Origin of the sequence: Achromobacter xylosoxidans (genome assembly GCF_001457475.1) — a bacterium.
In the GTDB taxonomy this organism is placed as follows: domain Bacteria; phylum Pseudomonadota; class Gammaproteobacteria; order Burkholderiales; family Burkholderiaceae_B; genus Achromobacter; species Achromobacter xylosoxidans.
Genome location: NZ_LN831029.1, coordinates 3,713,144 through 3,738,124 on the forward strand (window position 1 = coordinate 3,713,144; position 24,981 = coordinate 3,738,124).

Genomic DNA, 24,981 nt, shown 5'->3' on the forward strand with positions numbered 1-24,981 from the left:
GTCATCCTGCATACACCGTGAATTCGTTGCCACGGCCCGGGTCGATCTCCAGCGGTTGCGACACGTATCCATTGGCCGGATCGCGCACGTAGTCGAGGTACTCGTTGTCGTGGTCCCACGCATTCTCGGCCAGGATCGGCGTGCCCGGCTTCAGGCGCGGCTCGAGCAGCCTGAGCACCGGCAGATAGAGGCTGATCGCGCCGTCCAGCAACACCAGGTCGATCGGGCCGCCGACATCGGCCAGCGTCTCGCGGGCATCGCCGACGCGGATCTCGACCCCTTCCGCCAGCCCCGCCGCCAGCAGGTTGGCCCGCGCCCGCTCCGCCTTGGCCGGCTCCAGTTCGGTGCCGATCAATTGTCCGCCGCCCATGTCGCGCAGCGCCGCGGCCAGATGGATCGTCGACACGCCCATCGAGGTGCCGAACTCGACGATGCGCGTGGCGCGGCGACTGCGCGCGCATTGGTAGAGAAAGCGACCATAGGCCGCCGAAACGTTGAGGAAATTGCCGGCATAGCCGCGATACACGGCGCGCAGGTCGCGCCGCTCATCGGCCAGCGTACTGGCGATGGCTTGCGCGTACATCTGCCCGGCGTCCTCGTCCGGATTCGCGCCGAACTGATCCATCAGGCCCCGGTCGGCCTCGGCCGCCTCCTGGAAAAGGCGCCGCAGGGTCTGCGCGACGCGGTCGCTATCGAGTGCATTCATGAGTCGTCCTGTTGGGGTGCGGCGGCCCAGCGCCAGCCGTACCGTCATGGTAGGAAGCCTCATACCTGGCAGCATTGGTAAACTACGCCATCAAATTCCATAATCCTGCCAACCTGCCGGCGCCCTCGGCTCCGGCGCCCCGCCATGCCCGTGCTGACCAACCTGGTCGATCCCGTCCAATGGTTCGACCCCGACCTCGTGCCGCGCCCGGTCGTGACCGTCGGCGCGGCCGGCATCGATCTGGCCGACCTCGACGAGCACGGCCTGGACCGGATCGAAAAGGACTTCCACCGCCACCGCAAGGGCCAGCTGCTGCTGTTGCTGCGCGGCGTGCTGACCTGCGAGATCGCCGGCAGCCTGTGGATCGTGCCGCCGCAGAGCGCCCTGTGGGTGCCGGGCGACCTGCTGCACAAGATCACCGCGGCCGGCACGATCGAGGTCTACGTCGCCTTCATCGAACCGGCCGCCGCCTCGGCGCTGCCCGCTGCCTGCTGCGCCGTCACCACCACGGCCCTGCTGCGCGAACTGGTGGTCCGCTCGGCCAGCCTGCCCCTGCTGTATCCGGACGACGGCCCCGCCGCGCATCTGGTGACCCTGCTGCTGGACGAACTGGCGGCCGCGCCCCTGGGCACGCTGCAACTGCCCATGCCCACCGACCGGCGCCTGCGCAAGATCGTCGACGCCCTCATGGCCGAGCCGCGCGAACGCGGCACCATGCAGGGCTGGGCGCGGCGCGTCGGCCTGAGCGAACGCACGCTGGCACGGCTGCTGATGCAGCAGACCGGCATGAGCTTCGGCCGCTGGCGCCAGCAGTTGCACCTGATGCTGGCCGTGAAATGGCTCAGCACCGGCATGTCGGTGCAACAGGTGGCCGACGACCTTGGCTATGAAAGCGCTGGCGGCTTCGTGACGATGTTCCGCAAGGCCCTGGGCACCTCGCCGGGCAGGTATATGGCGCAGCGGCGGCCGGCCGGCTGAAGCGAAAAGCGATGCAATGCGTTCCCGCGCCCCGGGGCCGTCAGGTCACAATGCCCGCAGGAATGCCACCAGGGTCGCATTGACGGCGTCGGGCGCCTCCTGCTGCAGCCAGTGCCCCGCCTGCGCAATCACCTGCGAACCACGCAGGTCCGGCGCCAGCAGGGGCATGGCGTCGATGATCTGCCGCATTCCCGGAATCGCCAGACCCGTGTCGTATTCACCGACGAGATACAGCGCCGGCACCTCGATGCGCAACCCCGCGAAGGCCGCTTGCGCTTGCCAGTTGCCATCCAGGTTGCGGTAGTAATTCAGGCCGCCCCGAAACCCCGACCGCGTGTAGGCCTGGACAAATCGCTCCAGGTCCGCCGCGCCGAGCCAGGGCGGCAAGGCCGTCGGGTCTGTCAGCGAGTCCAGCAGCCCGCCTCCCCGCGGCACCATGCCGAACGGATTGGGCGTGCCACCATCGCGCGGCCCCATCGCCCCGGAGGCGCAGAAGTAGATCTTGCGCAACGTGGCCGGGATATCGCGCTCGAACTCCGCTTCGGCCACGCCCGGCGCCGAGAAATAGTGCGTGTAGAACCACGCCTGTTCGTTCTGAGGAAACAGCCGGCTGGGCGCCATGGGCGCGCGTCCCATCATCGGCACCCCCAGCGCCGCCACCGCGCGGAACCGGTCGGGCCGGACCTGCGCCGCCTGCCATGCGATCGACGCGCCCCAGTCGTTGCCGACCAGCACGGCCTGCCGCTCCCCCAGGGCGTCGAGCAACCCGACCAGATCGCCGATCACGTCCAGCGCCGTGTACTGCCCCGCGTCAGCCGGGCAGTCGCTGGCGCCATAGCCGCGCAAATCCGGCGCGACGGCGCGATAGCCCGCCTGCGCCAGCGCTTCGAGCTGGTGCCGCCACGCATGCGCGGTCTCGGGAAAACCGTGGCACAGGATCACCAAAGGGCCGGCGCCCTGCTCCACCACGTGAAGGCGGATGCCATTGGTCTCGATAAAACGTTGGCGGGGTTCAAGCATGCGGGCTCTCGATGGCAAGGGATTACACAATCTCTGGCCAAAAGAGTAACATCAAAAGTTGCACATTTTCAAACTGGGGTTCCATGCAACGAGACACCCGCCTGGCGCGCCTGCTGCACGTCCTGGTCCACATGCATTTGCGCGGCGGCGCCACCACATCGCAGACCATCGGCCAGATGCTGCACACCAACCCCGTCTTCGCGCGCCGCACGATGAGTGTGTTGCGCGATGCCGGCTTCGTCACCTCCACCGGCGGTCCGGGCGGCGGCTGGACGCTGGCCTGCGAACTGGATCGTCTGACCGTCGGCGATGTATGCGACGCCATCGCGCACGCCACGCTGTTCGCCGTGGGGCCGGCGCAGGACAATGCGGCGTGCCCCGTGGAAGCGGCGGTGAACCGGCGTCTTCGCGCCGCGCTGGCGTCCGCGGAGCTGGCCTTGCTGCAGGCGTTCAGGGAAATGCCGCTGTCGGAGATTGCCGACGAAGTCCTGGCGTCGGGCGCGGGCCCCAAATCGAGCCGGCGATGACGCCGCCGCGCCCTTGACGCGGGGTCACGCGAAGTCCGTCGCCTCGCCCGCCTCGCGCCACGCCTCGATATCCCTGCGCACCTGCGCCAGCTTCTGCTGCGCGAAATCGTGGGCGATCCTGCCCACGAACAGATGCAACGGCGGCTCGGCCATGCCGGCCACCCGCAAGATCAGCGCGGCCAGCCGTTCCGGGTCGCCCGCCTGCTTGCCGTTCATGCCGTCGCGATGCAGGTCCAGCGATGCCTGGGCCGCGGCGTAGTCGGCGATGCTGCGCCGGGCGATGACCAGGCTGTTGTCGTTCAGGAAGTCCGTGCGCACCGGTCCCGGGTACACCACGGTGGCCTTGATGCCCACCTCCGCGCCCTCGGCGGCCAGGGTCTCGGTCAGGCCGGCCAGCGCGAACTTGGTCGCCACGTAGCTGCCCCAGCCCGCATAGCCGCCCTGGAATCCGGCGATGGACGCGACGTTGAAGACATGCCCGCCGCGCTGTTTGCGCAGTTGCGGCAGCGCGTGGCGCAGCACGTGCAAGGGCGCGAACAGATTCACTTCGACATTGCGCCGCACCTCGTCGTCGTCCAGCGCCTCGAGCGTGCCCTGCTGGCCATAGCCGGCGTTGTTGACCACGCAGTCGATGCGGCCGAATGTGGCGATGGCGCGCTCGATCGCGGCCTGGACACTGGCCTCGGACACCAGGTCGACCTCCAGCGCCAGCAGGCGCGGATTGTCCTGGCCCAGCGCCTGGCGCAGGCTGGCCAGCGTGCGCGACGTGGCCGCCACGTTGTCGCCGCGCGCCAGCAATTGGCGCGCCAGGGAAAGCCCGATGCCGCGCGCGGCGCCGGTGATGAACCACGTTTGATTGCGCTGAGTGTTGCGTTGAGTGTCTTGCATTCCTGTACTCCCGGTTTGGTCGGATGACAGGACAGATGCTAGGCGTGGGCGGGCGGGCCGGATAGGCACAGCGCTATTGGATCATTGCCTATTCCTACTCGAACGCCATATTCTTTGACGAATCAGGAGCAAAATGATGCCTAAGACTCTTACCCAAGCGATAGCGCAATGACGGCACCGCAAGCCCTCCATGACCAGATGACCGCCCTGCTCGACCGGCTCGCCCCGCACGAGGGCTACACCCTGTCGCGCCTGGACGGCGTGCGCTTCATGCGCGCCAACCAGCCGCTCGGCCGCACGCCGGTGCTGTACGAACCCAGCATCGTCATCGTGTGCCAGGGCAGCAAGCGCGGCTACCTGGCCGACAAGGTCTATCGTTACGACGCGCAGCATTACCTGGTGCTGTCCGTGCCGCTGCCCTTCTCCACCGAGACCGACGCCACGCCCGAGGAACCCCTGCTGGCGATCCAGTTGCGGCTCGATCCGACCACCCTGGCCGACCTGGTGCTGTCGCTTGACGGCCACGACGGGCCGGCCGCGCCCGCCCCCACCGGCATCACGTCCACCCCGCTCGATCCCACGCTGGCCGATGCCACCTTGCGACTGCTGCGGGCGCTGGCCTCGCCACTCGAAGCCAGGGTGCTCGGGCCGGCAATCGTGCGGGAGCTGTGCTTTCGCGTGCTGGTGGGCGAACAAGGCGGCGCAATCCGCGCCGCGCTGGCCAGCCAGGGCAACTTCGGCCGCATCTCGCGCGCGCTGCGCCGCATCCACGATGACTACAGCCAGCCCATGGAAGTGGCGACCCTGGCGCGCGAGGCCGGGCTGAGCGCGCCCGCCTTCCACGCGCACTTCAAGACCATCGCCGGCACCTCGCCCATCCAGTACATCAAGTCCATCCGGCTGCACCAGGCGCGCCTGCTGATGATCCGCGACAACCTCACCGCCGCCGCGGCCTCGACGCGCGTGGGCTACGAAAGCGCGTCGCAGTTCAACCGCGAATTCAAGCGCCTGTTCGGCCGCAGCCCGGGCGAGGAAGCGCGCCAGATGAAGGCGATGTTCGCGCTATTGCCCGCGGCGCAACTGGAAGGCGTGGCGGCGACGCACTGAGCGGTCAGTAATCCCGCGCCTCGTCAAACCAGCGCTGCGCCTGCGCTTCGGTCACGCCCAGCTCGACCACCCGCGCCAGCTGGCTGAACTGCCACACGGCTTCGCCGATGTCCTCGCGCTCGGCGGTCTCGATGCCCTTCATGCCGTTGAAATGGCGCGCGAACACCTCGATGGCGGCCCGCGCCGCATCGACCGTGGCCGCCCCTTCAAGCGCCTGGCGGGCGGCGTCGTACGCGGTATTGGCCGCTTTCGCCATGCGGCCGCTCCAGGCGGAAAAGGGTCGGCCATACTCGCTTTGCCACCAATCCGGCTTGCGCAGCTTGCTGACCGAGCTATAGCCGGCCCACGGCCGCAGCTTCTCCCGCGCCTTCATCTGCGCCTTCAGCCGCTTGCCTCCGGCGTCATCGATGTTGAAGCCGATGAACCGTTCCAGCGACGGCCAGGTGGCCAGCGCCGGCAGGCCTTCCAGGTCGGGAGCATGGCGGATCTCCAGGCTCTTCAGGCCGGGCAGCCGGGCCAGCGCGTCCCAATCGGTGAAAGCGCCCCATAGCGAAAGATGCTCCAGCGCGGCGAAGCGCTCGATCCCCCGCAGCGAAATCGCCTGCGCCACCGGCTCGCCATACAGCGCCAGGGTCGACACGCCCTGCAGCGCGCCCAGGTCGGGCAAGGCATACGGCGCCAGGCCGGGCCGCCGCCCCAACGCGGGATGCAGCGACAGCAGGTCCGGCAGCGCGCCCGACACGGTAATCCGCGCCAGATCGCCATGCAGGCCCAGGCGCGTGTCCCTGGGCAACACGATGTCCAGGTGGCCCGATACCGCCGCCAGGCGGATCTGGAGCATCTGGATCCTGGCCGGGCGCGCGTCGATCCGGCGCGCATCGGCAAACGCCGGCGCCCAGGAGAACTGCTCGATCGCGCGTTGCGCCGACCAGCCCACAAAGCCGCTGTCATTGCCGTGGTAATCGATATGGCGCGGCCAGGGCGAGCCGGCGGGCGTGGCGAACGGCTCGAACGCCGGCCAGAGGATCACGTCGTCGGACGCCACATGCAGATCCGCCTTCGCGCCCATGCTGGCCGGCCCGATGATCAGGTTGCCGCGCCCCGGCTCCGTGACGAGCACGTGACTGCCCGGCCCGGTCAGGCCCAGCAGGTAGCGGCCATCCCCCGTCACCGAACCCGCGGGTTGGCCGGACACATCGATCAGTTGGGACACACAGCACTCCTCTTGGTGGTCAACGAAGGTGGGGGCTACGGACGCAGCCTCGTCGCGCGGCTCGCGCAACGCGCCGTCACAACGTCATCGGGGGCTGGTCTTCGATGCGGAAGGACAGCTCGCGCTGCCCCAGCAGGCCGGCGTCGACATACTCGAACTCGACCCGCTGGCCCGGCGCCGCGACCGGCCCGAGATGATAGACCCGATACATCACGCCGCCCACACGATAGTTCGGGATCAGCGACACCGTGGGCGAGTTCGGCGTGCGCTGGCGATACGTCACCGCCTCCTCGACCACGCCGCGCACGCCATGCTTGCAGTGCGCGCGCTTGAGCCGCGGGCTGCGCATGCCAAGCACCCATCCCAGCAGCACGAAAACCATCGCCAGCAGGATCAAGGGCAGGAAAAAGAAACTCGCGGCCAGCGGCGCCAGCGCTGCCACGAAAAAGAACTTGCGCACGCCCAGTTCCTCGCGGCGCGCGTTGGCGCGGTCGGCGTCGCTGATCTCCTCGACGGACGTCCAGGCCTGGCCGCTCATGGGATAGTCCACCCGCAGCAGCAGCCCCGGCGCATCCGGCATCAGCGTCAGCACGTGCAGGCGCACCGGCAGGTCCGTCAGCGCCACCGCGGCGTGCGGCCGGGCGCCGCTGCGGGTGTCGCCGGCGCCCTCGTTCCAGAACGGCACCGCCACTTCCACGCGCTGCTCGCCAAACGCATAGCTGACGCCCGGCCGCTCGGCCGGCCCGAAGCCCGTGAGGTGACCCGACAGGATCTGCTTGGGCACGCGCCCCCGGAGCGCGCGATCGATGCTGCGCCAGGCGCGCGGCAGTCGCAACAGCCGGCGTCCGAAGAAAAAAGCCGCCGCGCCCACCCCGGCGCCGATCAGCAGCAGCATCAGGCCATCGCCAGCGCGCAGCGAGCGCCAGTCGGACAATGCCAGCCCGAAGATCGTCAGCACCGTGCAGGCCAGCAGCAGGAACACGATCAGGCCGAATACGGCGGCCAGCCCCTTGCCGCGGCTGCATCGGCGCAGCAGCGCAAGGTCATCATCGGTCAGCGGGGCTTGCTCGATCCGCAGAGTATCGCCCATGCGTCAATACGTCGCGAAAGGCACGTCTACCGTCAACGCCTTGCCGCCCGCGGCCGGACGCAACGTGTAGGTGGCCACGCCGCCGTCATCGTCGGCCAGCGACGCATCCTTGCGCGATACGGCGTAGCGCTGGCCGCCGACCTCCAGCGCACCCCGCGCCGGCGCGCGGGCATCGGCCGGCACCAGCAAGCCTCCCAGCGCATCCACGCTGTCCGCGAATTCGTATGTGTCCAGCGCCCCCTCGGCGCGCAGCCGCTGCACGCGCGGCCGGTACGGCGCCGCGTCGAGGTTCCAGCCGTTGGTCAGATCGGTAATCCACGGGCCGGGAATGTCGTAGGTACCCTCCAGTTCGGCTTCCGTCACGGCTTCGCCTTGCACCACCAGGCAGCACACCACCTTGCCGGCCTTGGCGTCGAAAGCCGCCCACTTGCTCGCCACCGGCGCGGCGCTGGGCAGCATGGAAAAATGGTATTGCTTGTCGAGCTGGGAATCGGAAACCTTGCGCCAGGCGCCCACTTGCGGCGACTGGGCGAGGCAGGTGGCGGTCAGCAGCAGGCCTGCTGTCAGGACAATGGCGCGGGACACGGAATGGGTCATCTTGGGTAGCTTGTTCCAGGCCAGGAAAAATCATCGAATCGGGGTCAGCGACGTAGTCTATTCCAAGTTGCCGTGTCCTTGGCTCGCGCCGTCGACGCCCCCCGCCCCGCTCAATCCCGGTCCGGCGCCCCCAGCGGAAAGAAGCCGCGGTACGGACGCGCCTCGTCGACCACCCGGGCGATCGACGGCCGCGCCAGCAGCCGGGCCCGATACGCCGCCAGCGCGGGAAACCGCCCGCCCATCGGATGCACCCAATCGCCATAGAACAGCGCCGGCGCCGCGGCGCAGTCCGCAATCGTGAAGCGGCCGCAGGCGGCCCACGGCCCGTCCTGCAATCGCGCCTCCAGCCAGGCATAACACCGCGCGATGACGCCATGCGCTTGCTCCACGCCGAACGGATCGCGGCTGTCTTCGGGGCGCAAGGCGTTACCGACGATGCGTTGCATCGGCACGTGCACGTAGTCGTCGAACACCTGCGCCATCATGCGCGCAGCCAGCGCCTCGCGCGGGTCCAGGGGCACGAGCGGCGCGCCCTTGCCGTGGTGCAGGTCGAGATACTCGATGACGGCATTGCTCTGGACCACCTCCGTGACGCCATCCACCAGGGCCGGAAACTGCCCGGTCGGCGCCAGCGTCGCGATGCGGGCCGCGTGCTCGGGATGATCCGGATCGATCATGCGGAACTCGAAGTCCACCTCGCGTTCATACGCCGCGATCAGCGCCTTCCAGGTGAAGGACGAAAACGGATGACCGTAGATCGCGACCGTCATGGCAGCGCTCCGCCCGCTTGAAGCAGCGTCTCGATCATGTCGAACTGCAGCCCGGTCCCATGGCGGCGCGACTCGACGCCGTCGTTGCCGTCCGTGAACACGATCTGCTCGGTGTACGCCACGCGCGTGGCATTGCCGGCCGGCTCGATCTCCAGGCTCGACAGCGTCACGGAATGCAGCCTGCCCGAATGGAACAGGTCATAGGCGTAGACCAGCCGGCTGGCGGGCTCGATCACGTGATAGCGCGCATCGAAGCACGACACCATGCCGCTCTCGTTGAAACGCCCTTCCAGCACCTCCCGGCCGCCCACGCGAAAGTCCATTTCGCGGCGCGACAGCGTCCAGCGATCCGACGGGCCGGTGAACCACTGCGCCTTGACGCGCGGATCGGCCCACGCCTCGAAGACCCGCTGGGCCGGCGCGTTCCACGTGCGCCGCAGCGTGAACGTGCCATGGAAAAACGGCGTGAAAGTCATGATGTCTTCCCTCCCTGATCGGGCGCGGCGCCCAGCCCGCCCGGGTGATTGCCGGCTTCGCCTTCGAGCAATTGGCCGAGGCGGTCGAATCGGTCTTCCCAAAGCTGGCGACGCTCGCTCAGCCACTGCTCCACCCGCATGACCGCCTCGGCCGAAATCCGGCATTCGCGCGTGCGTCCGCGCTTTTCCGTGACGATCAGGCCGCTGGCTTCCAGCACCCGGACATGTTGGTGGATGGCTGCCAGCGTCGAGTCGTACGGCGCCGCCAGCTCGCTGACCGAAGCCGGACCGCGGGACAGGCGTTCGAGCATGCCGCGCCGCGTCGCGTCGGCAAGCGCATGGAAGGCCAGGTCGAGTTGGGATTGATACTCAAGCATTCGCTTAAGTTAGAGAGGACGACGCGGAAAGTCAAGTATTCACTTAAGTATTTTGACGCTGCCTGTCTGCATCCCGCCTGGCGCGTCCCCATACGCCACGCTCCCTCATATTGACATATCGGGAATTTCCGATATCATGCCCGCCATGGACCTGCTCGACGTCTTCAAAGCCCTCTCGAACCGCACGCGCCTTGAAATCCTGAAGGGTTTGAAGGACCCCGTGAACAGCTTCCCGCCGCAGGACGAAGGGGACGTGCATACGGTCGGCGTCTGCGTCAGCAGCATCCAGGAAGGCGTCGGACTGTCCCAGTCCACCGTGTCCGACTACCTGGCCACGCTGCAACGCGCCGGCCTGGTCGAAGCCACGCGCATCGGCTCGTGGACGTATTACAAGCGCAATGAAACCACCATCCGCGCCCTGGCCGAGATCATCGGAAAAGAGCTGTAGCTGGCGGTGACCGAGGTCGGGCATGGCCGCCCGTGCTTATTCGGCGCCAGCTTGCCGCGCGCTTGCCTCGCCTTTTGCCTTGCCCTGTTCTTCGCATTTTTTTGTTTTTTTAAATCGATAATTCCCGATATCCCGTTTTGCCGAAATAAGGAGCCACCCAATGAAAGCCCTCGTCCTCACCGCCTTTGGCGGCCCGCAATCCTTCGAACTGCGCGACGTCCCCAAACCCGTGCCGCAAGCGGGCCAGGTCCTGGTCCGCGTCCACGCCACTTCCATCAACCCGCTGGACTACCAGGTCCGCCGGGGCGACTACCCCGATCTGGTCGCCCTGCCCGCCATCACCGGCCATGACGTCTCCGGCGTGGTCGAAGCCGTCGGGCCCGGCGTGAGCGCCTTCGTGCCAGGCGATGAAGTCTGGTACACCCCGCAGATCTTCGACGGCCCCGGCAGCTACGCCGAATACCACGTGGCCGCCGAAAGCATCGTGGGCAGGAAGCCCGCCTCGCTGAGCCATCTGGAAGCGGCCAGCCTGACGCTGGTCGGCGGCACCGCGTGGGAAGCGCTGGTCGTGCGCGCCGGCTTGCGTGTGGGAGAGAGCATCCTGGTGCACGGCGGCGCCGGCGGCGTCGGCCACGTCGCCATCCAGCTCGCGAAAGCCGTCGGCGCCAGGGTGTTCACGACCGTGCGCGACAGCAATGTCGACTTCGCGCGCAGCCTGGGCGCGGACGTCCCCATCGACTACGAGAAGGAAGATTATGTCGAGGCCATCCTGCGCGAGACCGACGGGCGCGGCGTCGACGTGGTGTTCGACACCATCGGCGGCAACACGCTGGCGCGCAGCCCCGACGCGCTGGCGCAACTGGGCCGCGTGGTGAGCATCGTGGATATCGCGCAGCCGCAGAACCTGATCCAGGCGTGGGGCAAGAACGCCAGTTATCACTTCGTTTTCACGCGGCAGAACCGCGGGAAGCTGGACGAGTTGAGCGCGTTGGTGGCGCGTGGGCAACTACGGCCGCACGTGGGCGCGGTGTATCCGCTTGCCGATATTCCGGCGGCGCATGCGCGGTTGGAGAGTGCGAACAACGGGCTGCGGGGAAAGATCGCGATCGCGGTGGCCGATTGACGCATCGGCGGCAAGGCGAACTCACGCTACCTATGACGAGTCATCGCCCGAGACAGTGCCGGATTGCCGGCATGGTCGGCCGTCGGCGACGCCAGGCTGACAACCGCGGCGCGCAACTTGCCGGGCGGCTGGCCAAACGCGGTGAAATGGGCAAGGCCGCCAAATGTCACGGCAGGGATGCCGTGGCGCAACCCGGTTGCCCGGAGCGGGCGCGATACCGTTCCAGCCAGCTCACGGACTGCGCGATCCCTCCGAACGGGAAGAAATGCAGGCTCACCTTACCATGCGCGTCCGTCAGTCCGGCGGCCAGCCGATCCACGAAAACGTCCGGCCCCGCGGTGCCAAACAGCTTGCCCAGGGAGATACCGTACTTGGCCCACATCGATGCGCAGGCGCCGACCCCGCACAAGGCGGCATAGCGCGCCAGCACCGCGATACCGGCGGGTCCCGGCACGCCCACGCGCACGGGGTGTTCGAGGCCGCGCGCGCGCAGCGCTTCGAGCCACGCCAGCACGATGTCGGCATCGAATCCAAACTGCGTGACGATCAAGGGCGACATGCCGCGCGCGCCGATGCCGCGGCACTTGCGTTCCAGCACCTCCCACCGCTGGGCCGCGCTCATGACCGGATGGCCATCCGGATGCGCGCCCACGCCGACCACCTTGATGCCCGCGCGCTCGAAAACGCCCGTCTCGATCAGCGCGGCGCTATCGGCAAACGGCCCCGCCGGCGTCGACGGATCGCCCGCGATCACGAAGCAGCGCTCAACGCCGGCCTCGGCCACCGCCCGCGAGACGAACGCCTCCAGGTCGGCCAGCGAGGCAATGCGGCGCGCGGACAGGTGCGGCATGGGTTCCAGGCCCAGTCCGCGCACGGCCCGCGCGGCGGCCAGCCGGGCGTCATCGTCCTGGCCCGGCAGGTAGGGAATGGAAATGGTCGACCCGGGCGGTAGCCGCGACGCTGCCGCGGTCAGCGCGGCAATGTCCTTCACGCTGACTTCCAACGAACAGTCGTCGGTGATGTTGCCGGGAAAGAAAGGGGTACCGCGAGGAATCAAGGACATCGATGAAGGCAGGCCGAACGGCTCGGCGCGCGGCCTGTGTACGGCAAAAAGGGTTCAACTGTTGGCTTGTTGCGCAACGGTGGCGGCGGCGGCCGGCTGGCGGGCCAGCTCGATGAAGGCGCGCACATAATCGATAGCCGTGTCGGCCTCGCGCGCCCCCAGGAAGATCTGCTTGGCGATGCCGCGGGCGCCGAGCCGCACCGGCACCACGTCCATCCGGGCGGCGTATTCCTCCACCAGCCAGCGCGGCAAGGCGGCCACGCCGCGGCCGCTGGCCACCATCTGCACCATGATGTCGGTGGTCTCGATGGCCTTGTGGCGCCTGGGCGTGACCCCGGCCGGCAACAGGAACTGGTTGTAGATGTCCAGCCGCTCGATATCCACGGGGTAACTGATCAGCACTTCCTGGGTCAACTGCTGGGGCTTCACATGCGCCACCGACGCCAGCGGATGGCCCTTGGCCACCACCAGCACCTGCTCGTAGTCGAACACCGGCTCGAACTTCAGGCCCGGCTTGAACAGCGGGTCGGGCGTGACCAGCAGGTCGATCTCGTAGCCGAACAGCGCGCCGATCCCGCCGAACTGGAACTTCTGCTTGACGTCCACATCCACGTCGGGCCACGCGGCCAGATAGGGGGAAACCACCTTGAGCAGCCACTGGTAGCAAGGATGGCATTCCATGCCGATGCGCAGCGCGCCGCGCTCGCCCTGCGCGAACTGGCCCAGGCGCTCTTCGGCCAGGTCCAGCTGCGGCAGCACGCGGTTCGCCACCGCCAGCAGGTACTGGCCGGCCTGCGTCAGGCGCAGGCTGCGGCCTTCGCGCAGCCAGACGTCGGTGCCCAGCTGCTGCTCCAGCTTCTTCATGCTGTGGCTCAAGGCGGACTGGGTCAGGCTCAGCACGCCCGCGGCGGCCGTCAATGAACCCTGCTTTTCGACCTGCTGGACGATGCTGAGATGGATGCGCTCAAGCATTCAGATGATTTCCGCTCATGGATTCGTGAAATAAAACCATTTTACTTCATCGCTTCCCGCCCCTAGTATGCGCTTCCGTCGTCTGCGGGCGCGGCGCCGCATAAATCAATTCCAGTGAAGCAAAAATGACACGTCCACTCCGTCTAGTAGCCGTTTCCGGCGGACTGCAACGCCCCTCCAAATCCGCCGCCCTGGCGCAGCACCTGATGGACCTGATCGCCGACGACGTCCCGTGCGAACAGCGCCTGGTCGAACTGGGCCAGCTCGTCCCGCACCTGGCCGGCGCCACCTGGCGCACCCACCTGCCCGACACCGTGGAGCGGGACCTTGACGCGGTCGAACAGGCGGACGTGCTGGTAGTGGCCACCCCGGTCTTTCGCGGCTCCTACACGGGGCTGTTCAAGCATTTCTTCGACTTCATCCACCAGGACGCCTTGATCGACAAGCCCGTCCTGCTGGCTGCCACCGGCGGCAGCGAACGCCATGCCCTGATGATCGACCACCAGCTGCGGCCGCTGTTCAGCTTCTTCCAGGCCCGCACCTTGCCGTTGGGCGTCTACGCGACCGACAAGGATTTCGCCGACTACCGGCTGCGGGACGAAGCCTTGATCGAACGGGCCAGGCTGGCGATCGAACGGGCATTGCCCCTGATCGCGTTGTCGCGCCACGCAGGCGCCGTCGCCGCCGTGGAAGCCTTCGCAGCCTGAAGCACGCCTCGGAACGCTGGCCAGGCGGCTCGTTCGCCAGCGCCGTTCCAACCCGACATCCGCCCTTCGAGCGCCCCGCAAAGGCTTCTGTTTCTCCCGCCTTGCGGCCGCCCGAACCGGCTTTTCGTTTTCCGCAGACTTTTTTTTCGCAGAATCAGCGCATCCCATCACCATGAGCAACGATTTCACCTTCAGCATCAAGAGCCTTTCTTTTGATGAAAACTATCGTCCCTCGGACAACACGCGCATCACCACCAACTTCGCCAACCTGGCCCGGGGCGAAAGCCGCCAGGAAAACCTGCGCAACACGCTGCGGATGATCGACAAGCGGTTCAACAACCTGGCGCATTGGGACAACCCCAAAGGCGACCGCTACGCCGTCGAACTCGAGATCATCACCGCCGAAATGCATATCGGCGCCGCCAGCGGTGGCGACGTCTTTCCGCTGATCGAGATCCTGAAGACCAATATCGTCGACAAGGCCAACAACGAGCGCATCGAAGGCATCGTGGGGAACAACTTCTCCTCGTACGTGCGCGACTACGACTTCAGCGTGCTGCTGCCCGAGCACAACAACGACAAGCCCACCTTCAGCACCCCGGACAATTTCGGCGATCTGCACGGCAAGCTGTTCAAGCACTTCGTCAATTCCAGCGCCTACAAAGAGCGGTTCAGCAAGCCGCCCGTCATCTGCATCAGCGCCTCCAGCAGCAAGACCTACCACCGGACCGAGAACCAGCACCCCATCCTGGGCGTCGAGTATCAACAAAACGAGCTCTCGTCGACCGACGAGTACTTCGAGAAGATGGGCCTGCGCGTGCGCTACTTCATGCCCCCGGGCAGCGCCGCCCCCCTGGCCTTCTACTTCCAGGGCGACCTGCTGGGCCACTACACCAATCTGGAGCTGATCAGCATCATCAGCACGATGGAGACCTTCCAGAAGATCTACCGCCCCGAGATCTACAACGCCAACTCCGCGGCCGGAAAGCTCTATCAACCCAGCCTGAAAAACCAGGACTACTCGCTGACGCAGATCGTCTACGACCGCGAAGAACGCAGCCAGCTGGCCGTCAAGCAAGGCAAGTTCACCGAAGAACACTTCATCAAGCCGTACAAGCACGTGCTCGAAAGCTGGGCCGCCAACTACGCGCACTAATCCCCCCGCACCAAACATCCAACACGGGACCGCAAGATCATGAAAAAACTACTGCCCACTTCGACCGCCGGCAGCCTGCCCAAACCCTCCTGGCTGGCCCAGCCTGAAAAGCTCTGGTCGCCCTGGAAGCTGCAGGACCAGGAACTGGTCGAAGGCAAGCAGGACGCCCTGCGCCTGGCCCTGCACGAACAACAGCACGCCGGCATCGACATCGTCAGCGACGGCGAGCAGACCCGCCAGCACTTCGTCACCACCTTCATCGAGCACCTGGACGGCGTCGATTTCGAAAAGCGCGAAACCGTCCGGATCCGCGACCGCTACGACGCCAGCGTGCCGACCGTCGTCGGCGCCGTGAGCCGCCAGAAACCGGTCTTCGTCGAAGACGCCAAGTTCCTGCGCCAGCAGACCACGCAGCCCATCAAATGGGCCCTGCCCGGCCCCATGACGATGATCGACACCCTCTACGACGCCCACTACAAGAGCCGCGAAAAGCTGGCCTGGGAATTCGCCAAGATCCTCAACCAGGAAGCCAGGGAACTGGAAGCCGCCGGCGTCGACATCATCCAGTTCGACGAGCCGGCCTTCAACGTCTTCTTCGACGAGGTGAACGACTGGGGCATCGCCACCCTGGAACGCGCCATCGAAGGCCTGAAGTGCGAAACCGCCGTGCACATCTGCTACGGCTACGGCATCAAGGCCAACACCGACTGGAAGAAGACGCTGGGCTCGGAGTGGCGCCAGTACGAGGAATCCTTCCCCAAACTGCAGCAATCCAGCATCGATATCGTTTCGCTGGAATGCCATAACTCGCATGTGCCCATCGACCTGATCGAACTGATCCGCGGCAAGAAGGTAATGGTGGGCGCGATCGACGTGGCCAGCGACAAAATCGAAACGCCGGAGGAAGTGGCCAACACGCTGCGCAAGGCGCTCAAGTTCGTCGACGCCGACAAGCTCTATCCCTGCACGAACTGCGGCATGGCGCCGCTGTCGCGCGCCATCGCGCACGGCAAACTGCTGGCGCTGAGCGAAGGCGCGGAGATCGTCCGGAAGGAATTGCAGGGGTGATATCGGGGGGTATGGGAGAGGATTGAAGCCGTAAAAGGATGATCCTCTCCACCCCCCCCTTACCCGTGATTTTGCGCACGGGGCGCGGGGACGATAACTATTAAAACGCCTCGCCCGCGAAAATACGCACAACGACTCGCCGTATTCATACAGCCGGCCATGACTCGCCGCAGGCAAAGCGCCAGCACGCCATGCGTGGTGAATATGGTATTTTCGCCCGATCCGCACTTCGTGCGGATCAACATGGAGACATTGAATGCGCTGGTTGCCACTTGGTTTTGGATTGCTGTTTTTTTCATGTCTCGCCCAAGCCGAAATGATACGGAACGATGCTATTGGCAATGACCCACAAAAAGAGAAGCTTTGTGCTTCCCGCGCCAACGGCAAGACGGTGCCATTTGAAATTGACTCCCGCTACCTCAAGAGCGCGCGCTCGTTCAATCCAGATGCCACTTTCATCGCAATAGATGGAATCAGTCCGCAGCTGGTCGAATGCCATCTTCGCAAAGGCACCGGGAAGTACGAACCCGCCTCATATAGCCCTGAGGGCAACAATTGGCGTTTGATCCGTCCGAAACAGTTCAAGCCGGGAATTAACACCCCCAAAGGCCAGTCAATGGCGGCCAAGGTTTGCGTGGATGCCGCCCCCGCGAAGATCAACCGCCCTAATTTCGACCATAGTGTTTACTCCGCGGTTGTGGAAATTGGCATCGATGGCCCCCGCTATCGCGCAGGCGCCTCGATCGCGGGAACGAAAGCGGAACGATACGACATCGCAGTAGAGGGCACGGCTTTCTACAAGTCGTCAGGACCGGACCTTGCCGCGGTCAAGTTCACATGCCTGCTTTCACCCATGCTGGCTATCAAGGGAATCCAGTTCAAATAGAAGGATGCCTAGGTGCCAGGCGGATACAGCTAGTGCCGGATATCTCCACTTCTGATCACTTGCCGCCAAGGCTGAATGGTCCCGGGGCCGCGTTGACGCAGCCCTGCCCCGCCGCTCGAGTCATCATTGGCGCCGTGGGCGGTGGCGATGCGGCAGTTTTGCAAGACATCGCGAAGCGACCAAACGCTTTAATCGTATCGTAGGGCGAATGAGCAATCGGGCTTTGTTTGAACTGAAAAGGTTTGTTTCCGGCGAAGCATGAGTTCAGGACTTGAGGGCGTAATGAAATTCGGACTGTCTACAGACACAAGTGGCGCGACCAGTGTCTACAAGATTGCCAACGAGCTTGATTCGATATTTCCGGCCCTGGCGTCGCAATTCCCATCGGTCGAGATCGAGATTTTCTTTGTTTTTCGCTGTCTGCCAGATGGGATCGGCAGGAAGTCATCGCGGCGCTTTTCGAAGGCGGAGTCCGTTCTCTACCTGGATATGTGTCTTTCAGAGGACCTGCTGAAGGACATGGATGTGGCGCAGCAGAGATCCCTCGTGGCCAGCCATTTCTTCGACTATGTTGAAGCGTCCTTGAACAAGTATGAATTCAAAGGCCTCGATGTTGCGTCATTCATGGCTGTGCTCAAGCGGGAGGCGGCATCGATAGGTTGGCGGGATTGAACATCGAAAGCGGCAGCTGGAAGCATACATTCAAGGCATGCAGGGGTTGAAGTGATAAAAGTCAATCAAATAAGGTCGATTTCCGAGGCTGAAAAACTGGGTTCCATCGACGTCGCAGGCTTTGTCGTGGCGCGCTCGTCCTGCGCGAGCGCGCTGGACCTGGATCAGTGCAGGAGCCTCGGTAGCGTGCTCGATTGCGCGCATGCCGTCCATCCGGTGGGCGGCGTCGATGACATTGGGTTTTGCAGGGAGATCATTGCAGAGTTGAAGCCTCGCTATCTGGAGTTCACGGTTGTGGACCCGGAAAAAACCGAATTGAGCCTGGCGCAGCTGGATGCGCTGTCGAGACTGGATGTGGGCAAGATTGCCAACGGACTTTTCCTGCTCAAGGATGAGCTTTCGCTGCTGGACAGAGCTGCGCATATGGACGCCCTCGTGCGAGCGGGTGTTGAACTGTTTCAAATCGAAGTTGAATCGTTGCTTGATCCTGAGGTCAGAATCGGCCCCAAGGTGCGTGCCCGAATCGGGGAGTTCTTCTCTCGTTATCCCGCGATGATTGGGGATTCATTTTCCATGAGCGTCAAAGTCCCTGACGTGCATCAGCGTGGATATTATTTGAACCTTTCCGTTGATGACGGCCGCTCATATGACTTCTCACAACAACACTATGCATTATCGTCGGCGCTGAGGATCATCAAAGGTCTGCGGACTGCTCCCGGCGCGCCGACGCGCAGGAGACCACGCGCGACCGCCCCCTATTACGACTAGGGCTACCCAGCCCCGCTAAAAAACGCGATCGATCACCCTGTCGGATGATGTTATCCGGCATGGCCGCACCTTGAAGCTCCAGCGCCGCAAGCGCATTGCCCTAACGAATCACGACCCCATCCGTGATACAGCCTTGCAGCTGCGCGAGGGCAACACCGCCAACGAACCTGCTCCTGGCAACGGATCCAGACAGGGCCTTGACTCCCGTGAAGTCACACCCTTCGAATACGCAACTGATGAAGTGAATGCCTGAGAGATTTGCCCCGGCAAACTTGCAATCGACAAACTTGCAGTCTGTCGCAAAGGACCTGGATAGATTCGAGCGCGAGAAGTCACAGCCAATGAACTCCCCGCCCAACCGCGCCCCATTGAGCTTCGCGCCGACAAAGCTGCACGAATCGAATTTCCTTCGCACAAACACGTTACGCATATCCATGCGCTCAAACTTGCATCCCTTTGCCTCGGACTCATTGATGCTGGCCCCGTCTTTGAACACGGCATCGGAGAGATCGACCCTTTCGATGCTCAGGTAGCGAACCGCTTCAGCGAGCGTAACCCCTCGGTAGTCCTCAAAGCCCTCATCGGTGAGTCCGAACGGCGATTCCGGCATCGCCCCCATCCTCATGGACTTGGCCGCATCGAGAAGACGTCTTCCGGCCAACTGCAACTGCTCTGCCTGCCATCTGGCACGTGCGTCTTTTGCCTGCATTCCCTGCACCCTCGAGCGTCATGGATTGAATTTTTGCCGTGGGCGACTAGTGTAGTTGGCAGGCTTCCGTGCGCGGTCAACTGATCGCTCCCAGCTCTCTGTTGCCATACCTGCTGACCACGGGCCGATTTCGTCCGATTTAGAGGCAGCAGGGACAAGAGTCGGACGACGCGCATCTTAAATAACTCCCATTCTCAACAAAAATCGAGCTCCAACCGAATAGCGCGTCGACACGGCGCGCGACGGTAAATCCCGACGTTGTCGAGCCGATTACACAGTTCTCCCTTCTGCGGCAACGTGGCACTTCAATGAGGCCGTGTATGGAGCTTTCCAGCAGCACCGGACGCCTGCATTCCGTATGGACGCAGGCGCTTCAGACCGAAGCGTTTCAGCGTAATGGCATCCATCAGGCCGACCTGATTGCCGTACTCCCCCGGGTTCGTGAACGTGCGTTTCAGCGTCTGATGCAAGCGTTGCTGCGAGAGAAGCTGATACCGCCTGGGCGCATCCAACAAGCGCATGGGCGAAGCATCCTGCCCCTCGGCGACGAGGGCGCTTACCTCACCTTTGGGAGCCTGCGGCCGGGGCCCATGGCCAGTTGGTACCTCGCTGGTCCCGTGCTGCTTCACCGTTCTCCGAATCCTTCACGCGAACTGGAACTTCCCTCGGACTTGATCGAACAATTGGTTCCCTTGCTGGCCCCCATCCCCGGCGTCGAGGTGATCGAACAACTGAAACGCGAACTCGACGACAGCTTCCGCAACGACAGCCTGTGCCTGGCGTTTCATGACAATTGGAACGCGCGATTATTGAAGCAGACTCGCGACGCGCATACCGACAGCCTGTTGCAATGGTTGCGATCACCGGACGCGCCCCGCAATCCCACGCAACTGCTGGAACAGTGGGGAACCCTCGGCCATCCTTGGCATCCCGGCTACAAAGCCAAGCTCGGCATGGACACCCGGGAAGTCATTGGCTGCGCCCCGGAATTCGAAGCGCACGTGCGTCTTCCGCTTGTCGCGCTACACCGAGGGGTAGCGCATACCGAGTCGATGTCGGAGCCTGCCTATCCGACCTGGTGGCGCGGGGCTTTTCCACACGAAGCGCGTACCTGGGATTCGGCGCTGCGTGCGCTGGGACGCGAGCCGGCAGACTTCCTACCCTTGCCGGTGCATCCCTTTCAGCTCTCAACCCTGCGGGAAGCATTCGCCGCCGAAATCGCACAGGGTCAGTTGATCCTGCCAGACGACACTGCGATCGCAGGCTGTCCCGGTATGTCCTTCCGTACGTTGTGGACTGAGGGCGCCGATCCGCGGCATATGCCAATGGTGAAGCTGCCCGTCGCGTTGCGCCTGACCAGTGTGCAACGTACGCTCTCTCCGCGATCGGCAAGGATGGGGCCTCGCATCAGCCGTTTGCTGGCGACCATCAGGCAACGCGAGCCGCAACTGGCCCAGTCATGGGACTTCGTTCCCGAGCGGCACGGCATCCATGTCTTGCTGGAACCGGCCAACGACGAGCGCGCGCGCCACCTCGGCGTTCTCTATCGGGACAACCCGACAAGTCGATTGCATTCAGGCCAGATGGCGATACCCGTCGGCAGCCTGTTCGTCGAAGACCACAACAACGAACCTTTGCTACGCCAATGGGTCGCGATCGCGCAAGGCGCAAGCGACCATCAGTCGGCACTGCGGTTCTTCCAGGACTATGTCGCCACGGCCCTACCCGGCCTGCTCGATCTATACCTGATCTACGGCATCGCCTTCGAAGCCCATCAACAGAACAGCTTCATGGTCATGGATGACGCCGGCCGACCATCCCGGCTGCTGATCCGCGATTTCGGCGATCTGCGCATCCACCGTCCCAGCCTGGTCCGGCAGGGTCTCACGCTGGAGATCCACGACCCCGCGCTGACGCTCTTTGACGACCCCGACTTCGTGCGCGCCAAGCTGCTGCACGCCGGCTTCATGTGCCATCTCGGCGAACTGGCCCTGCTGTGCCAGCGCCATTGGCCGGAACTGGATGAGCAAGCGCTCTGGTCCGCGCTCGCCCGGCAGGTCGCCGAACGCTTCGATCATGTCCGCCCACGGACGGAGACTGACCGCTGGCAATCCGAACGCGCCGCGTTTCTCGAAAACCCCTGGCCCGCCAAGAGTTTCCTGCGCATGCGCTTGGCCCGGACCCAGAACGACATCACCGGCCAAATGGACAACCCGCTACGCGCGTGGATCGGCGATGCATGAACTTCGATCGCCGACAGATCTTCCGGCTGGTGCTGATCCAGGCCTTTGCGATGGGCGCGATGGAAATGAGCGGCCCATTCTGGCCGCTGAGCCTGCGGGCCTTGTTGCCTCCGGATCGGCAAGACCAACTGTCATGGCTGGCGGCGATGATCTACATCGGGCCCGCGTTGTCGGCCATTGTCGCCACGCCCTTCTGGAGCGCGCTGGGCGCGCGTCGCGGACACCGTCCCATGCTGATCCGGGCACTGCTGGCGCTTGGCGCGTGCCAATGGCTAGCGGCCCTCACCACGAACGTCTGGCTGCTGATCGGCATCCGGGTGCTGCAGGGCGCCTTGGCCGGCTTCATCGCCGCGGCGCAGGCCTATGCCACCGCCGGGTCGTCTGGCGCGAATCGCGGACAGGTTCTCGCCCGCCTGCAATCGGCCACCGCCATCGGCTCCATGCTGGGCCCCGTCTCCGGTGGCCTGTTGGTGGACCTCTACGGATTCGCCTGGCTCTGCCTGATCGCCGGGCTGATCTGCCTGGCCTGCGTGGTTCCCGTCCTGAGTCTGCCCAAGGACACGCCGGAACCCGCTGCACCAGTGGGCACCGGGACCACCAGACGCACCACCTCGCACACCTGGTTGCTGGCCCCACTGGTGGTGATCGCCCTCATCCAGGCAGCAAAGATGATGCCGCAGCCGTTCTTCGCGCTGTATCTGAACGAAGTGCTGCACGCGCCTTCCTGGCTCAGCGGCGCAAGCTACGCCGCAAGCGCCTTGACGCTGGCCCTGTCCGCCCCATGGTGGGCGCGCCTATGCACACCCCAGCCCGTCCAACGCGGCTGGCGATGCCTGGAACTCGCCTCCTGGGCCAGCGCGCTCACGCTCTGCTTGATGGCGCTGGCTCACGACACCATCACGTTCATCGCCACACGCCTGCTTTGGGGCCTATGGCAAGGCGCGCTCCTGCCTCTGGCCTACGTCCTGATCGGACATACCTCCCCCAACGCCTATCGCGCAATCGGCCTGGGCCTGGGCAACAGCGCCGCCAAAGCCGGTGCCCTGGCTGGGTTCGCCTTGGGCGCCGGCGCCATGTCATGGGCCAGCCTGCATTGGGGCTTTTGGCTGGTCGCGCCGCTCTATGTCGTCGCCGCGTTGAGCGTGCGCTTCCTGCGCCGACTACCCGGTTGCCAGCAGCCACTCCCGACTTCCCCTGACCCACCCGCCACGCCATCCTCCTCGCACATCAAGGACCCACCATGAAATCCCTTATCGCCGGCATCGCGCCTGTCCGCGTCAACCGACTCCCGCTCGTGCTCGTCTCCGCCTCGATGTGGACGCTGGGTATCAGCCCGTCCCATGCCGAGGAAGCCACCACCCTTCCCGCCGTCACGGTCACCGCCACACGCGGCGAAGCCAGCATTGCCAGCATCCCCGGCTCGGTGCAGGTCATCGAAGCCGAAGAAATAAAGCGCCAATCCGGCGCCGGCCGCAAGGTCGCCGACGTCCTGGCGACCCTGGTGCCTGGCCTGGCTCCCAGCAGCGGCACCATGACCAACTACGGCCAGAGCCTGCGCGGACGCAACGTCTTGGTCCTGATCGACGGCGTGCCGCAAAACGCCAGCCGCGACAACTACCGCCAACTCAACAGCATCGCTCCCGAGAGCATCGAGCGCGTGGAAGTGGTCTCCGGCGCCAGCAGCCTCTACGGCGCCGGCGCCACCGGCGGCATGATCAACATCATCACCAAGCGCAACAACGGGCAGGACCTGGCCTTCAGCAGCCGGGTCGGCATCACCGCCGACAAGGACTTCCACGGCGACGGCATGGCCTACGAACTGTTCCAGAGCGCCACCGGGCGCAAGGGCGCGTTCGACTGGTACCTGTCCGGAGACTTCGTCAAACGCGGTGGGCAATTCGATGCCCTGGGCCAACGCATCCCGCAGGACACCTCCCAAGGCAGCGAAATGGACACCCGCAACCATGACCTGACGGCGCGCTTCGGCTTCGACTTCACCCCAGACCGCCGCTTGACCCTGGGGCTGCAGGAGTTCCAGGATAAGCAGCGTTCCGATTACGGTTTCCAGGCGGTTGCTGGAGAAGCCCGCGCCGTATCCGGCCTGGATCTGGACGATCAACCCAAGACGCTCAATCGCGCCATCAACCTCAACTACACAGACCGCGCCTTCTTCGGCCAACGGCTGCAAGCCGAAAGCTACTGGCGCCACAACGAGGCGCTTTTCTATCCCGATCGCCCCAGAAAGAAAGCTGGCATCACCGCCACGGACAGCCGCGCGACGGTCTACGGACTGCGCCTTGCCATGGAAAGCCAGTTACCCAGCTTCAGCGGCATCCAGGGAACGCTGACCTACGGCGGCGACTACGAACGCGAGCAGTTGACCCAGGATGGCAGGCAATACACCGTGAAGGGACTGGTCTACACTCCCACTGGCCGCACGCTGGAACTGGGGCCGGACATGACCACCCAGACCCGCGCCCTCTTCCTGCAATCCGCCTGGGAAATGCAGGATTGGACCCTGCGCGCGGGCGTTCGTCGCCAGTGGATCGACAGCAACGTCAAGGACAGCGTCGCCTATGGCGACATCCAGGCCACCGGCGTGGGCAACATCCTGCCGGGCGGCAAGCTCAAGTACAACGCCACGCTCTACAACCTGGGGGTGGTCCGCCACCTGAGCGATGCCCAGGACGTGTTCGTCAACTTCAGCCAGGGTTTCACCCTGCCCGATATCCAGCGATTCCTGCGCGACGTGCGCAGCGACTACGACATCCAGCAGTTGAACTCGCAGGCGTTGAAGGTCGACAGCTATGAGATCGGTTGGCGCGGTGCATGGGATGCGGTGCAGGCCAGCCTCACTGCTTATCGGAACAATTCGGACGTGACGCAGTTTTACGATGCGAAGGATCGGGTGCTGCGGTTGATCAATCAGAAGGAGCGTGTGAGCGGGGTCGAGGCGAGCTTGGACGTCAATGTCGCTCGCGCTTGGAAGGTGGGTGGCAGTTATGCGTATACCAAGGGTGCGACCAAGCAGAATGGGAGCTGGATCGCGCTACCTGCAACCCGGATCGCGCCGCCAAAGTTCACGGCTTATGTCAGTTATGCGCCCGGGACATATAGCGTGCGGTTGCAGGGCGTGCGCGTGGGCGGGTATGCTGCGGCGGCTCGGGATAAGAATGGGCGCGAGACCGTGGGGTATACGTTGCTGGATCTGTTGGCTTCGGTGGAATTGCCCAAGGGGCGGGTGGATGTGGGGGTTTATAACCTGACGAATCGGGATTATTACTCGGTGTTCATGCAGGCGAATGCGCGGGCGCCTTGGCCGCGGGCGCAGGGGAGGACTGTGGCGGTGAGTTATAGCTTGGACTACTGACGGCCGGGTAGTCCTCCGTGGGCCTATCCGTAATTCTGTGTGCGAGG

The 24,981-nt window shown here is 64.8% G+C and carries 26 protein-coding genes; 14 read left to right on the forward strand and 12 right to left on the reverse strand.

Annotated elements, in window-relative coordinates; genetic code table 11:
* Position 1: 1 nt before the first annotated feature.
* Positions 2-706 (reverse strand): O-methyltransferase, encoded by a 705-nt coding sequence (locus AT699_RS16635; protein ID WP_026382891.1) that lies wholly within the window; start codon positions 704-706, stop codon positions 2-4.
* 144 nt (positions 707-850) lie between these two features.
* Here AT699_RS16635 and AT699_RS16640 point away from each other — a divergent pair, with 144 nt between their 5' ends.
* Positions 851-1,684 carry an AraC family transcriptional regulator gene (locus AT699_RS16640; protein ID WP_024069186.1) on the forward strand — a complete coding sequence of 278 codons (834 nt, stop codon included), beginning with the start codon at positions 851-853 and terminating at the stop codon, positions 1,682-1,684.
* Positions 1,685-1,729: 45 nt separating this feature from the next.
* Here AT699_RS16640 and AT699_RS16645 read toward each other — a convergent pair whose 3' ends face one another.
* The gene (locus tag AT699_RS16645; RefSeq protein WP_024069187.1) at positions 1,730-2,704 is read right to left on the reverse strand and encodes an alpha/beta fold hydrolase; all 975 of its coding nucleotides are present in this window, start codon (positions 2,702-2,704) and stop codon (positions 1,730-1,732) included.
* Between the two features lie 83 nt (positions 2,705-2,787).
* Between AT699_RS16645 and AT699_RS16650 the strand changes: the two genes are divergently transcribed.
* Complete coding sequence (locus AT699_RS16650) at positions 2,788-3,231, forward strand: RrF2 family transcriptional regulator (protein ID WP_024069188.1); 444 nt, start codon at positions 2,788-2,790, stop codon at positions 3,229-3,231.
* Positions 3,232-3,255: 24 nt separating this feature from the next.
* Here AT699_RS16650 and AT699_RS16655 read toward each other — a convergent pair whose 3' ends face one another.
* A complete protein-coding gene (locus AT699_RS16655; protein ID WP_024069189.1) occupies positions 3,256-4,119 on the reverse strand; it encodes an SDR family oxidoreductase in 864 nt (287 codons plus the stop codon).
* A gap of 168 nt (positions 4,120-4,287) precedes the next feature.
* Here AT699_RS16655 and AT699_RS16660 point away from each other — a divergent pair, with 168 nt between their 5' ends.
* Positions 4,288-5,226, forward strand: a complete 939-nt coding sequence (locus tag AT699_RS16660; protein ID WP_006387111.1) for an AraC family transcriptional regulator — start codon at positions 4,288-4,290, stop codon at positions 5,224-5,226.
* A 4-nt stretch (positions 5,227-5,230) separates the two neighbouring features.
* Here AT699_RS16660 and AT699_RS16665 read toward each other — a convergent pair whose 3' ends face one another.
* The 6 genes from AT699_RS16665 to AT699_RS16690 form a co-directional block, all read right to left on the reverse strand.
* Positions 5,231-6,439, reverse strand: coding sequence for a hypothetical protein (locus AT699_RS16665; protein ID WP_024069190.1), 1,209 nt, complete (start codon positions 6,437-6,439; stop codon positions 5,231-5,233).
* Positions 6,440-6,515: 76 nt separating this feature from the next.
* Positions 6,516-7,529 (reverse strand): hypothetical protein, encoded by a 1,014-nt coding sequence (locus AT699_RS16670; protein ID WP_024069191.1) that lies wholly within the window; start codon positions 7,527-7,529, stop codon positions 6,516-6,518.
* 3 nt (positions 7,530-7,532) lie between these two features.
* Positions 7,533-8,126 carry a hypothetical protein gene (locus tag AT699_RS16675; protein ID WP_024069192.1) on the reverse strand — a complete coding sequence of 198 codons (594 nt, stop codon included), beginning with the start codon at positions 8,124-8,126 and terminating at the stop codon, positions 7,533-7,535.
* 110 nt (positions 8,127-8,236) lie between these two features.
* Positions 8,237-8,896, reverse strand: coding sequence for a glutathione S-transferase family protein (locus tag AT699_RS16680; RefSeq protein WP_006387107.1), 660 nt, complete (start codon positions 8,894-8,896; stop codon positions 8,237-8,239).
* Entirely contained in the window at positions 8,893-9,372 is a 480-nt protein-coding gene (locus AT699_RS16685) for an SRPBCC family protein (protein WP_024069193.1), read from the reverse strand. Before AT699_RS16685 ends, AT699_RS16680 begins: the two co-directional genes overlap by 4 nt.
* Positions 9,369-9,749, reverse strand: coding sequence for an ArsR/SmtB family transcription factor (locus AT699_RS16690; RefSeq protein ID WP_006387105.1), 381 nt, complete (start codon positions 9,747-9,749; stop codon positions 9,369-9,371). Before AT699_RS16690 ends, AT699_RS16685 begins: the two co-directional genes overlap by 4 nt.
* 145 nt (positions 9,750-9,894) lie before the next feature.
* On the opposite strand from AT699_RS16690, the gene AT699_RS16695 reads away from it, so the two are divergent.
* On the forward strand, positions 9,895-10,197 hold the full coding sequence (locus tag AT699_RS16695) for an ArsR/SmtB family transcription factor (RefSeq protein ID WP_045953579.1): 303 nt from the start codon (positions 9,895-9,897) through the stop codon (positions 10,195-10,197).
* Between the two features lie 160 nt (positions 10,198-10,357).
* Complete coding sequence (locus tag AT699_RS16700; RefSeq protein WP_024069194.1) at positions 10,358-11,320, forward strand: zinc-dependent alcohol dehydrogenase family protein; 963 nt, start codon at positions 10,358-10,360, stop codon at positions 11,318-11,320.
* A gap of 166 nt (positions 11,321-11,486) precedes the next feature.
* Here AT699_RS16700 and AT699_RS16705 read toward each other — a convergent pair whose 3' ends face one another.
* On the reverse strand, positions 11,487-12,383 hold the full coding sequence (locus AT699_RS16705; RefSeq protein WP_006387102.1) for a methylenetetrahydrofolate reductase: 897 nt from the start codon (positions 12,381-12,383) through the stop codon (positions 11,487-11,489).
* Positions 12,384-12,437: 54 nt separating this feature from the next.
* Positions 12,438-13,355: a LysR family transcriptional regulator gene (locus AT699_RS16710; protein WP_024069195.1), complete on the reverse strand. Its 918-nt coding sequence runs from the start codon at positions 13,353-13,355 to the stop codon at positions 12,438-12,440.
* A 125-nt stretch (positions 13,356-13,480) separates the two neighbouring features.
* Between AT699_RS16710 and msuE the strand changes: the two genes are divergently transcribed.
* From msuE to AT699_RS16740, 6 genes are all read left to right on the forward strand, one after another.
* Positions 13,481-14,062: an FMN reductase gene (gene msuE / locus AT699_RS16715; protein ID WP_058207342.1), complete on the forward strand. Its 582-nt coding sequence runs from the start codon at positions 13,481-13,483 to the stop codon at positions 14,060-14,062.
* A gap of 172 nt (positions 14,063-14,234) precedes the next feature.
* Positions 14,235-15,218 carry a DUF1852 domain-containing protein gene (locus AT699_RS16720; RefSeq protein WP_006387099.1) on the forward strand — a complete coding sequence of 328 codons (984 nt, stop codon included), beginning with the start codon at positions 14,235-14,237 and terminating at the stop codon, positions 15,216-15,218.
* 39 nt (positions 15,219-15,257) lie between these two features.
* Positions 15,258-16,286 carry a methionine synthase gene (locus AT699_RS16725; protein ID WP_006387098.1) on the forward strand — a complete coding sequence of 343 codons (1,029 nt, stop codon included), beginning with the start codon at positions 15,258-15,260 and terminating at the stop codon, positions 16,284-16,286.
* 256 nt (positions 16,287-16,542) lie between these two features.
* The gene (locus AT699_RS31565; protein WP_131728544.1) at positions 16,543-17,172 is read left to right on the forward strand and encodes a hypothetical protein; all 630 of its coding nucleotides are present in this window, start codon (positions 16,543-16,545) and stop codon (positions 17,170-17,172) included.
* A 282-nt stretch (positions 17,173-17,454) separates the two neighbouring features.
* Positions 17,455-17,844 (forward strand): hypothetical protein, encoded by a 390-nt coding sequence (locus tag AT699_RS16735; protein WP_054444009.1) that lies wholly within the window; start codon positions 17,455-17,457, stop codon positions 17,842-17,844.
* Positions 17,845-17,895: 51 nt separating this feature from the next.
* Positions 17,896-18,612, forward strand: coding sequence for a hypothetical protein (locus tag AT699_RS16740; RefSeq protein WP_024069198.1), 717 nt, complete (start codon positions 17,896-17,898; stop codon positions 18,610-18,612).
* A 100-nt stretch (positions 18,613-18,712) separates the two neighbouring features.
* Here the strand turns inward: AT699_RS16740 and AT699_RS16745 are convergent, their stop codons facing one another.
* The gene (locus tag AT699_RS16745) at positions 18,713-19,321 is read right to left on the reverse strand and encodes a pentapeptide repeat-containing protein (protein ID WP_232254222.1); all 609 of its coding nucleotides are present in this window, start codon (positions 19,319-19,321) and stop codon (positions 18,713-18,715) included.
* Between the two features lie 320 nt (positions 19,322-19,641).
* Here AT699_RS16745 and AT699_RS16750 point away from each other — a divergent pair, with 320 nt between their 5' ends.
* From AT699_RS16750 to AT699_RS16760, 3 genes are read left to right on the forward strand one after another with little or no spacing between them, the layout of a single operon-like run.
* Positions 19,642-21,564, forward strand: coding sequence for an IucA/IucC family protein (locus AT699_RS16750; RefSeq protein WP_024069199.1), 1,923 nt, complete (start codon positions 19,642-19,644; stop codon positions 21,562-21,564).
* Entirely contained in the window at positions 21,561-22,808 is a 1,248-nt protein-coding gene (locus AT699_RS16755; RefSeq protein ID WP_024069200.1) for an MFS transporter, read from the forward strand. The genes AT699_RS16750 and AT699_RS16755 overlap by 4 nt, the downstream gene beginning before the upstream one ends.
* The gene (locus tag AT699_RS16760; RefSeq protein ID WP_058207343.1) at positions 22,805-24,934 is read left to right on the forward strand and encodes a TonB-dependent receptor; all 2,130 of its coding nucleotides are present in this window, start codon (positions 22,805-22,807) and stop codon (positions 24,932-24,934) included. The genes AT699_RS16755 and AT699_RS16760 overlap by 4 nt, the downstream gene beginning before the upstream one ends.
* Positions 24,935-24,981: the final 47 nt, after the last annotated feature.

Coding starts and splice junctions, on each gene's coding strand:
- AT699_RS16635 (WP_026382891.1), bottom strand. CDS start 706: ATGAATGCACTCGATAGCGACCGCGTCGCGCAGACCCTGCGGCGCCTT.
- AT699_RS16640 (WP_024069186.1), top strand. CDS start 851: ATGCCCGTGCTGACCAACCTGGTCGATCCCGTCCAATGGTTCGACCCC.
- AT699_RS16645 (WP_024069187.1), bottom strand. CDS start 2,704: ATGCTTGAACCCCGCCAACGTTTTATCGAGACCAATGGCATCCGCCTT.
- AT699_RS16650 (WP_024069188.1), top strand. CDS start 2,788: ATGCAACGAGACACCCGCCTGGCGCGCCTGCTGCACGTCCTGGTCCAC.
- AT699_RS16655 (WP_024069189.1), bottom strand. CDS start 4,119: ATGCAAGACACTCAACGCAACACTCAGCGCAATCAAACGTGGTTCATC.
- AT699_RS16660 (WP_006387111.1), top strand. CDS start 4,288: ATGACGGCACCGCAAGCCCTCCATGACCAGATGACCGCCCTGCTCGAC.
- AT699_RS16670 (WP_024069191.1), bottom strand. CDS start 7,529: ATGGGCGATACTCTGCGGATCGAGCAAGCCCCGCTGACCGATGATGAC.
- AT699_RS16675 (WP_024069192.1), bottom strand. CDS start 8,126: ATGACCCATTCCGTGTCCCGCGCCATTGTCCTGACAGCAGGCCTGCTG.
- AT699_RS16680 (WP_006387107.1), bottom strand. CDS start 8,896: ATGACGGTCGCGATCTACGGTCATCCGTTTTCGTCCTTCACCTGGAAG.
- AT699_RS16685 (WP_024069193.1), bottom strand. CDS start 9,372: ATGACTTTCACGCCGTTTTTCCATGGCACGTTCACGCTGCGGCGCACG.
- AT699_RS16690 (WP_006387105.1), bottom strand. CDS start 9,749: ATGCTTGAGTATCAATCCCAACTCGACCTGGCCTTCCATGCGCTTGCC.
- AT699_RS16695 (WP_045953579.1), top strand. CDS start 9,895: ATGGACCTGCTCGACGTCTTCAAAGCCCTCTCGAACCGCACGCGCCTT.
- AT699_RS16700 (WP_024069194.1), top strand. CDS start 10,358: ATGAAAGCCCTCGTCCTCACCGCCTTTGGCGGCCCGCAATCCTTCGAA.
- AT699_RS16705 (WP_006387102.1), bottom strand. CDS start 12,383: ATGTCCTTGATTCCTCGCGGTACCCCTTTCTTTCCCGGCAACATCACC.
- AT699_RS16710 (WP_024069195.1), bottom strand. CDS start 13,355: ATGCTTGAGCGCATCCATCTCAGCATCGTCCAGCAGGTCGAAAAGCAG.
- msuE (WP_058207342.1), top strand. CDS start 13,481: ATGACACGTCCACTCCGTCTAGTAGCCGTTTCCGGCGGACTGCAACGC.
- AT699_RS16720 (WP_006387099.1), top strand. CDS start 14,235: ATGAGCAACGATTTCACCTTCAGCATCAAGAGCCTTTCTTTTGATGAA.
- AT699_RS16725 (WP_006387098.1), top strand. CDS start 15,258: ATGAAAAAACTACTGCCCACTTCGACCGCCGGCAGCCTGCCCAAACCC.
- AT699_RS31565 (WP_131728544.1), top strand. CDS start 16,543: ATGCGCTGGTTGCCACTTGGTTTTGGATTGCTGTTTTTTTCATGTCTC.
- AT699_RS16735 (WP_054444009.1), top strand. CDS start 17,455: ATGAAATTCGGACTGTCTACAGACACAAGTGGCGCGACCAGTGTCTAC.
- AT699_RS16745 (WP_232254222.1), bottom strand. CDS start 19,321: ATGCAGGCAAAAGACGCACGTGCCAGATGGCAGGCAGAGCAGTTGCAG.
- AT699_RS16750 (WP_024069199.1), top strand. CDS start 19,642: ATGGAGCTTTCCAGCAGCACCGGACGCCTGCATTCCGTATGGACGCAG.
- AT699_RS16755 (WP_024069200.1), top strand. CDS start 21,561: ATGAACTTCGATCGCCGACAGATCTTCCGGCTGGTGCTGATCCAGGCC.
- AT699_RS16760 (WP_058207343.1), top strand. CDS start 22,805: ATGAAATCCCTTATCGCCGGCATCGCGCCTGTCCGCGTCAACCGACTC.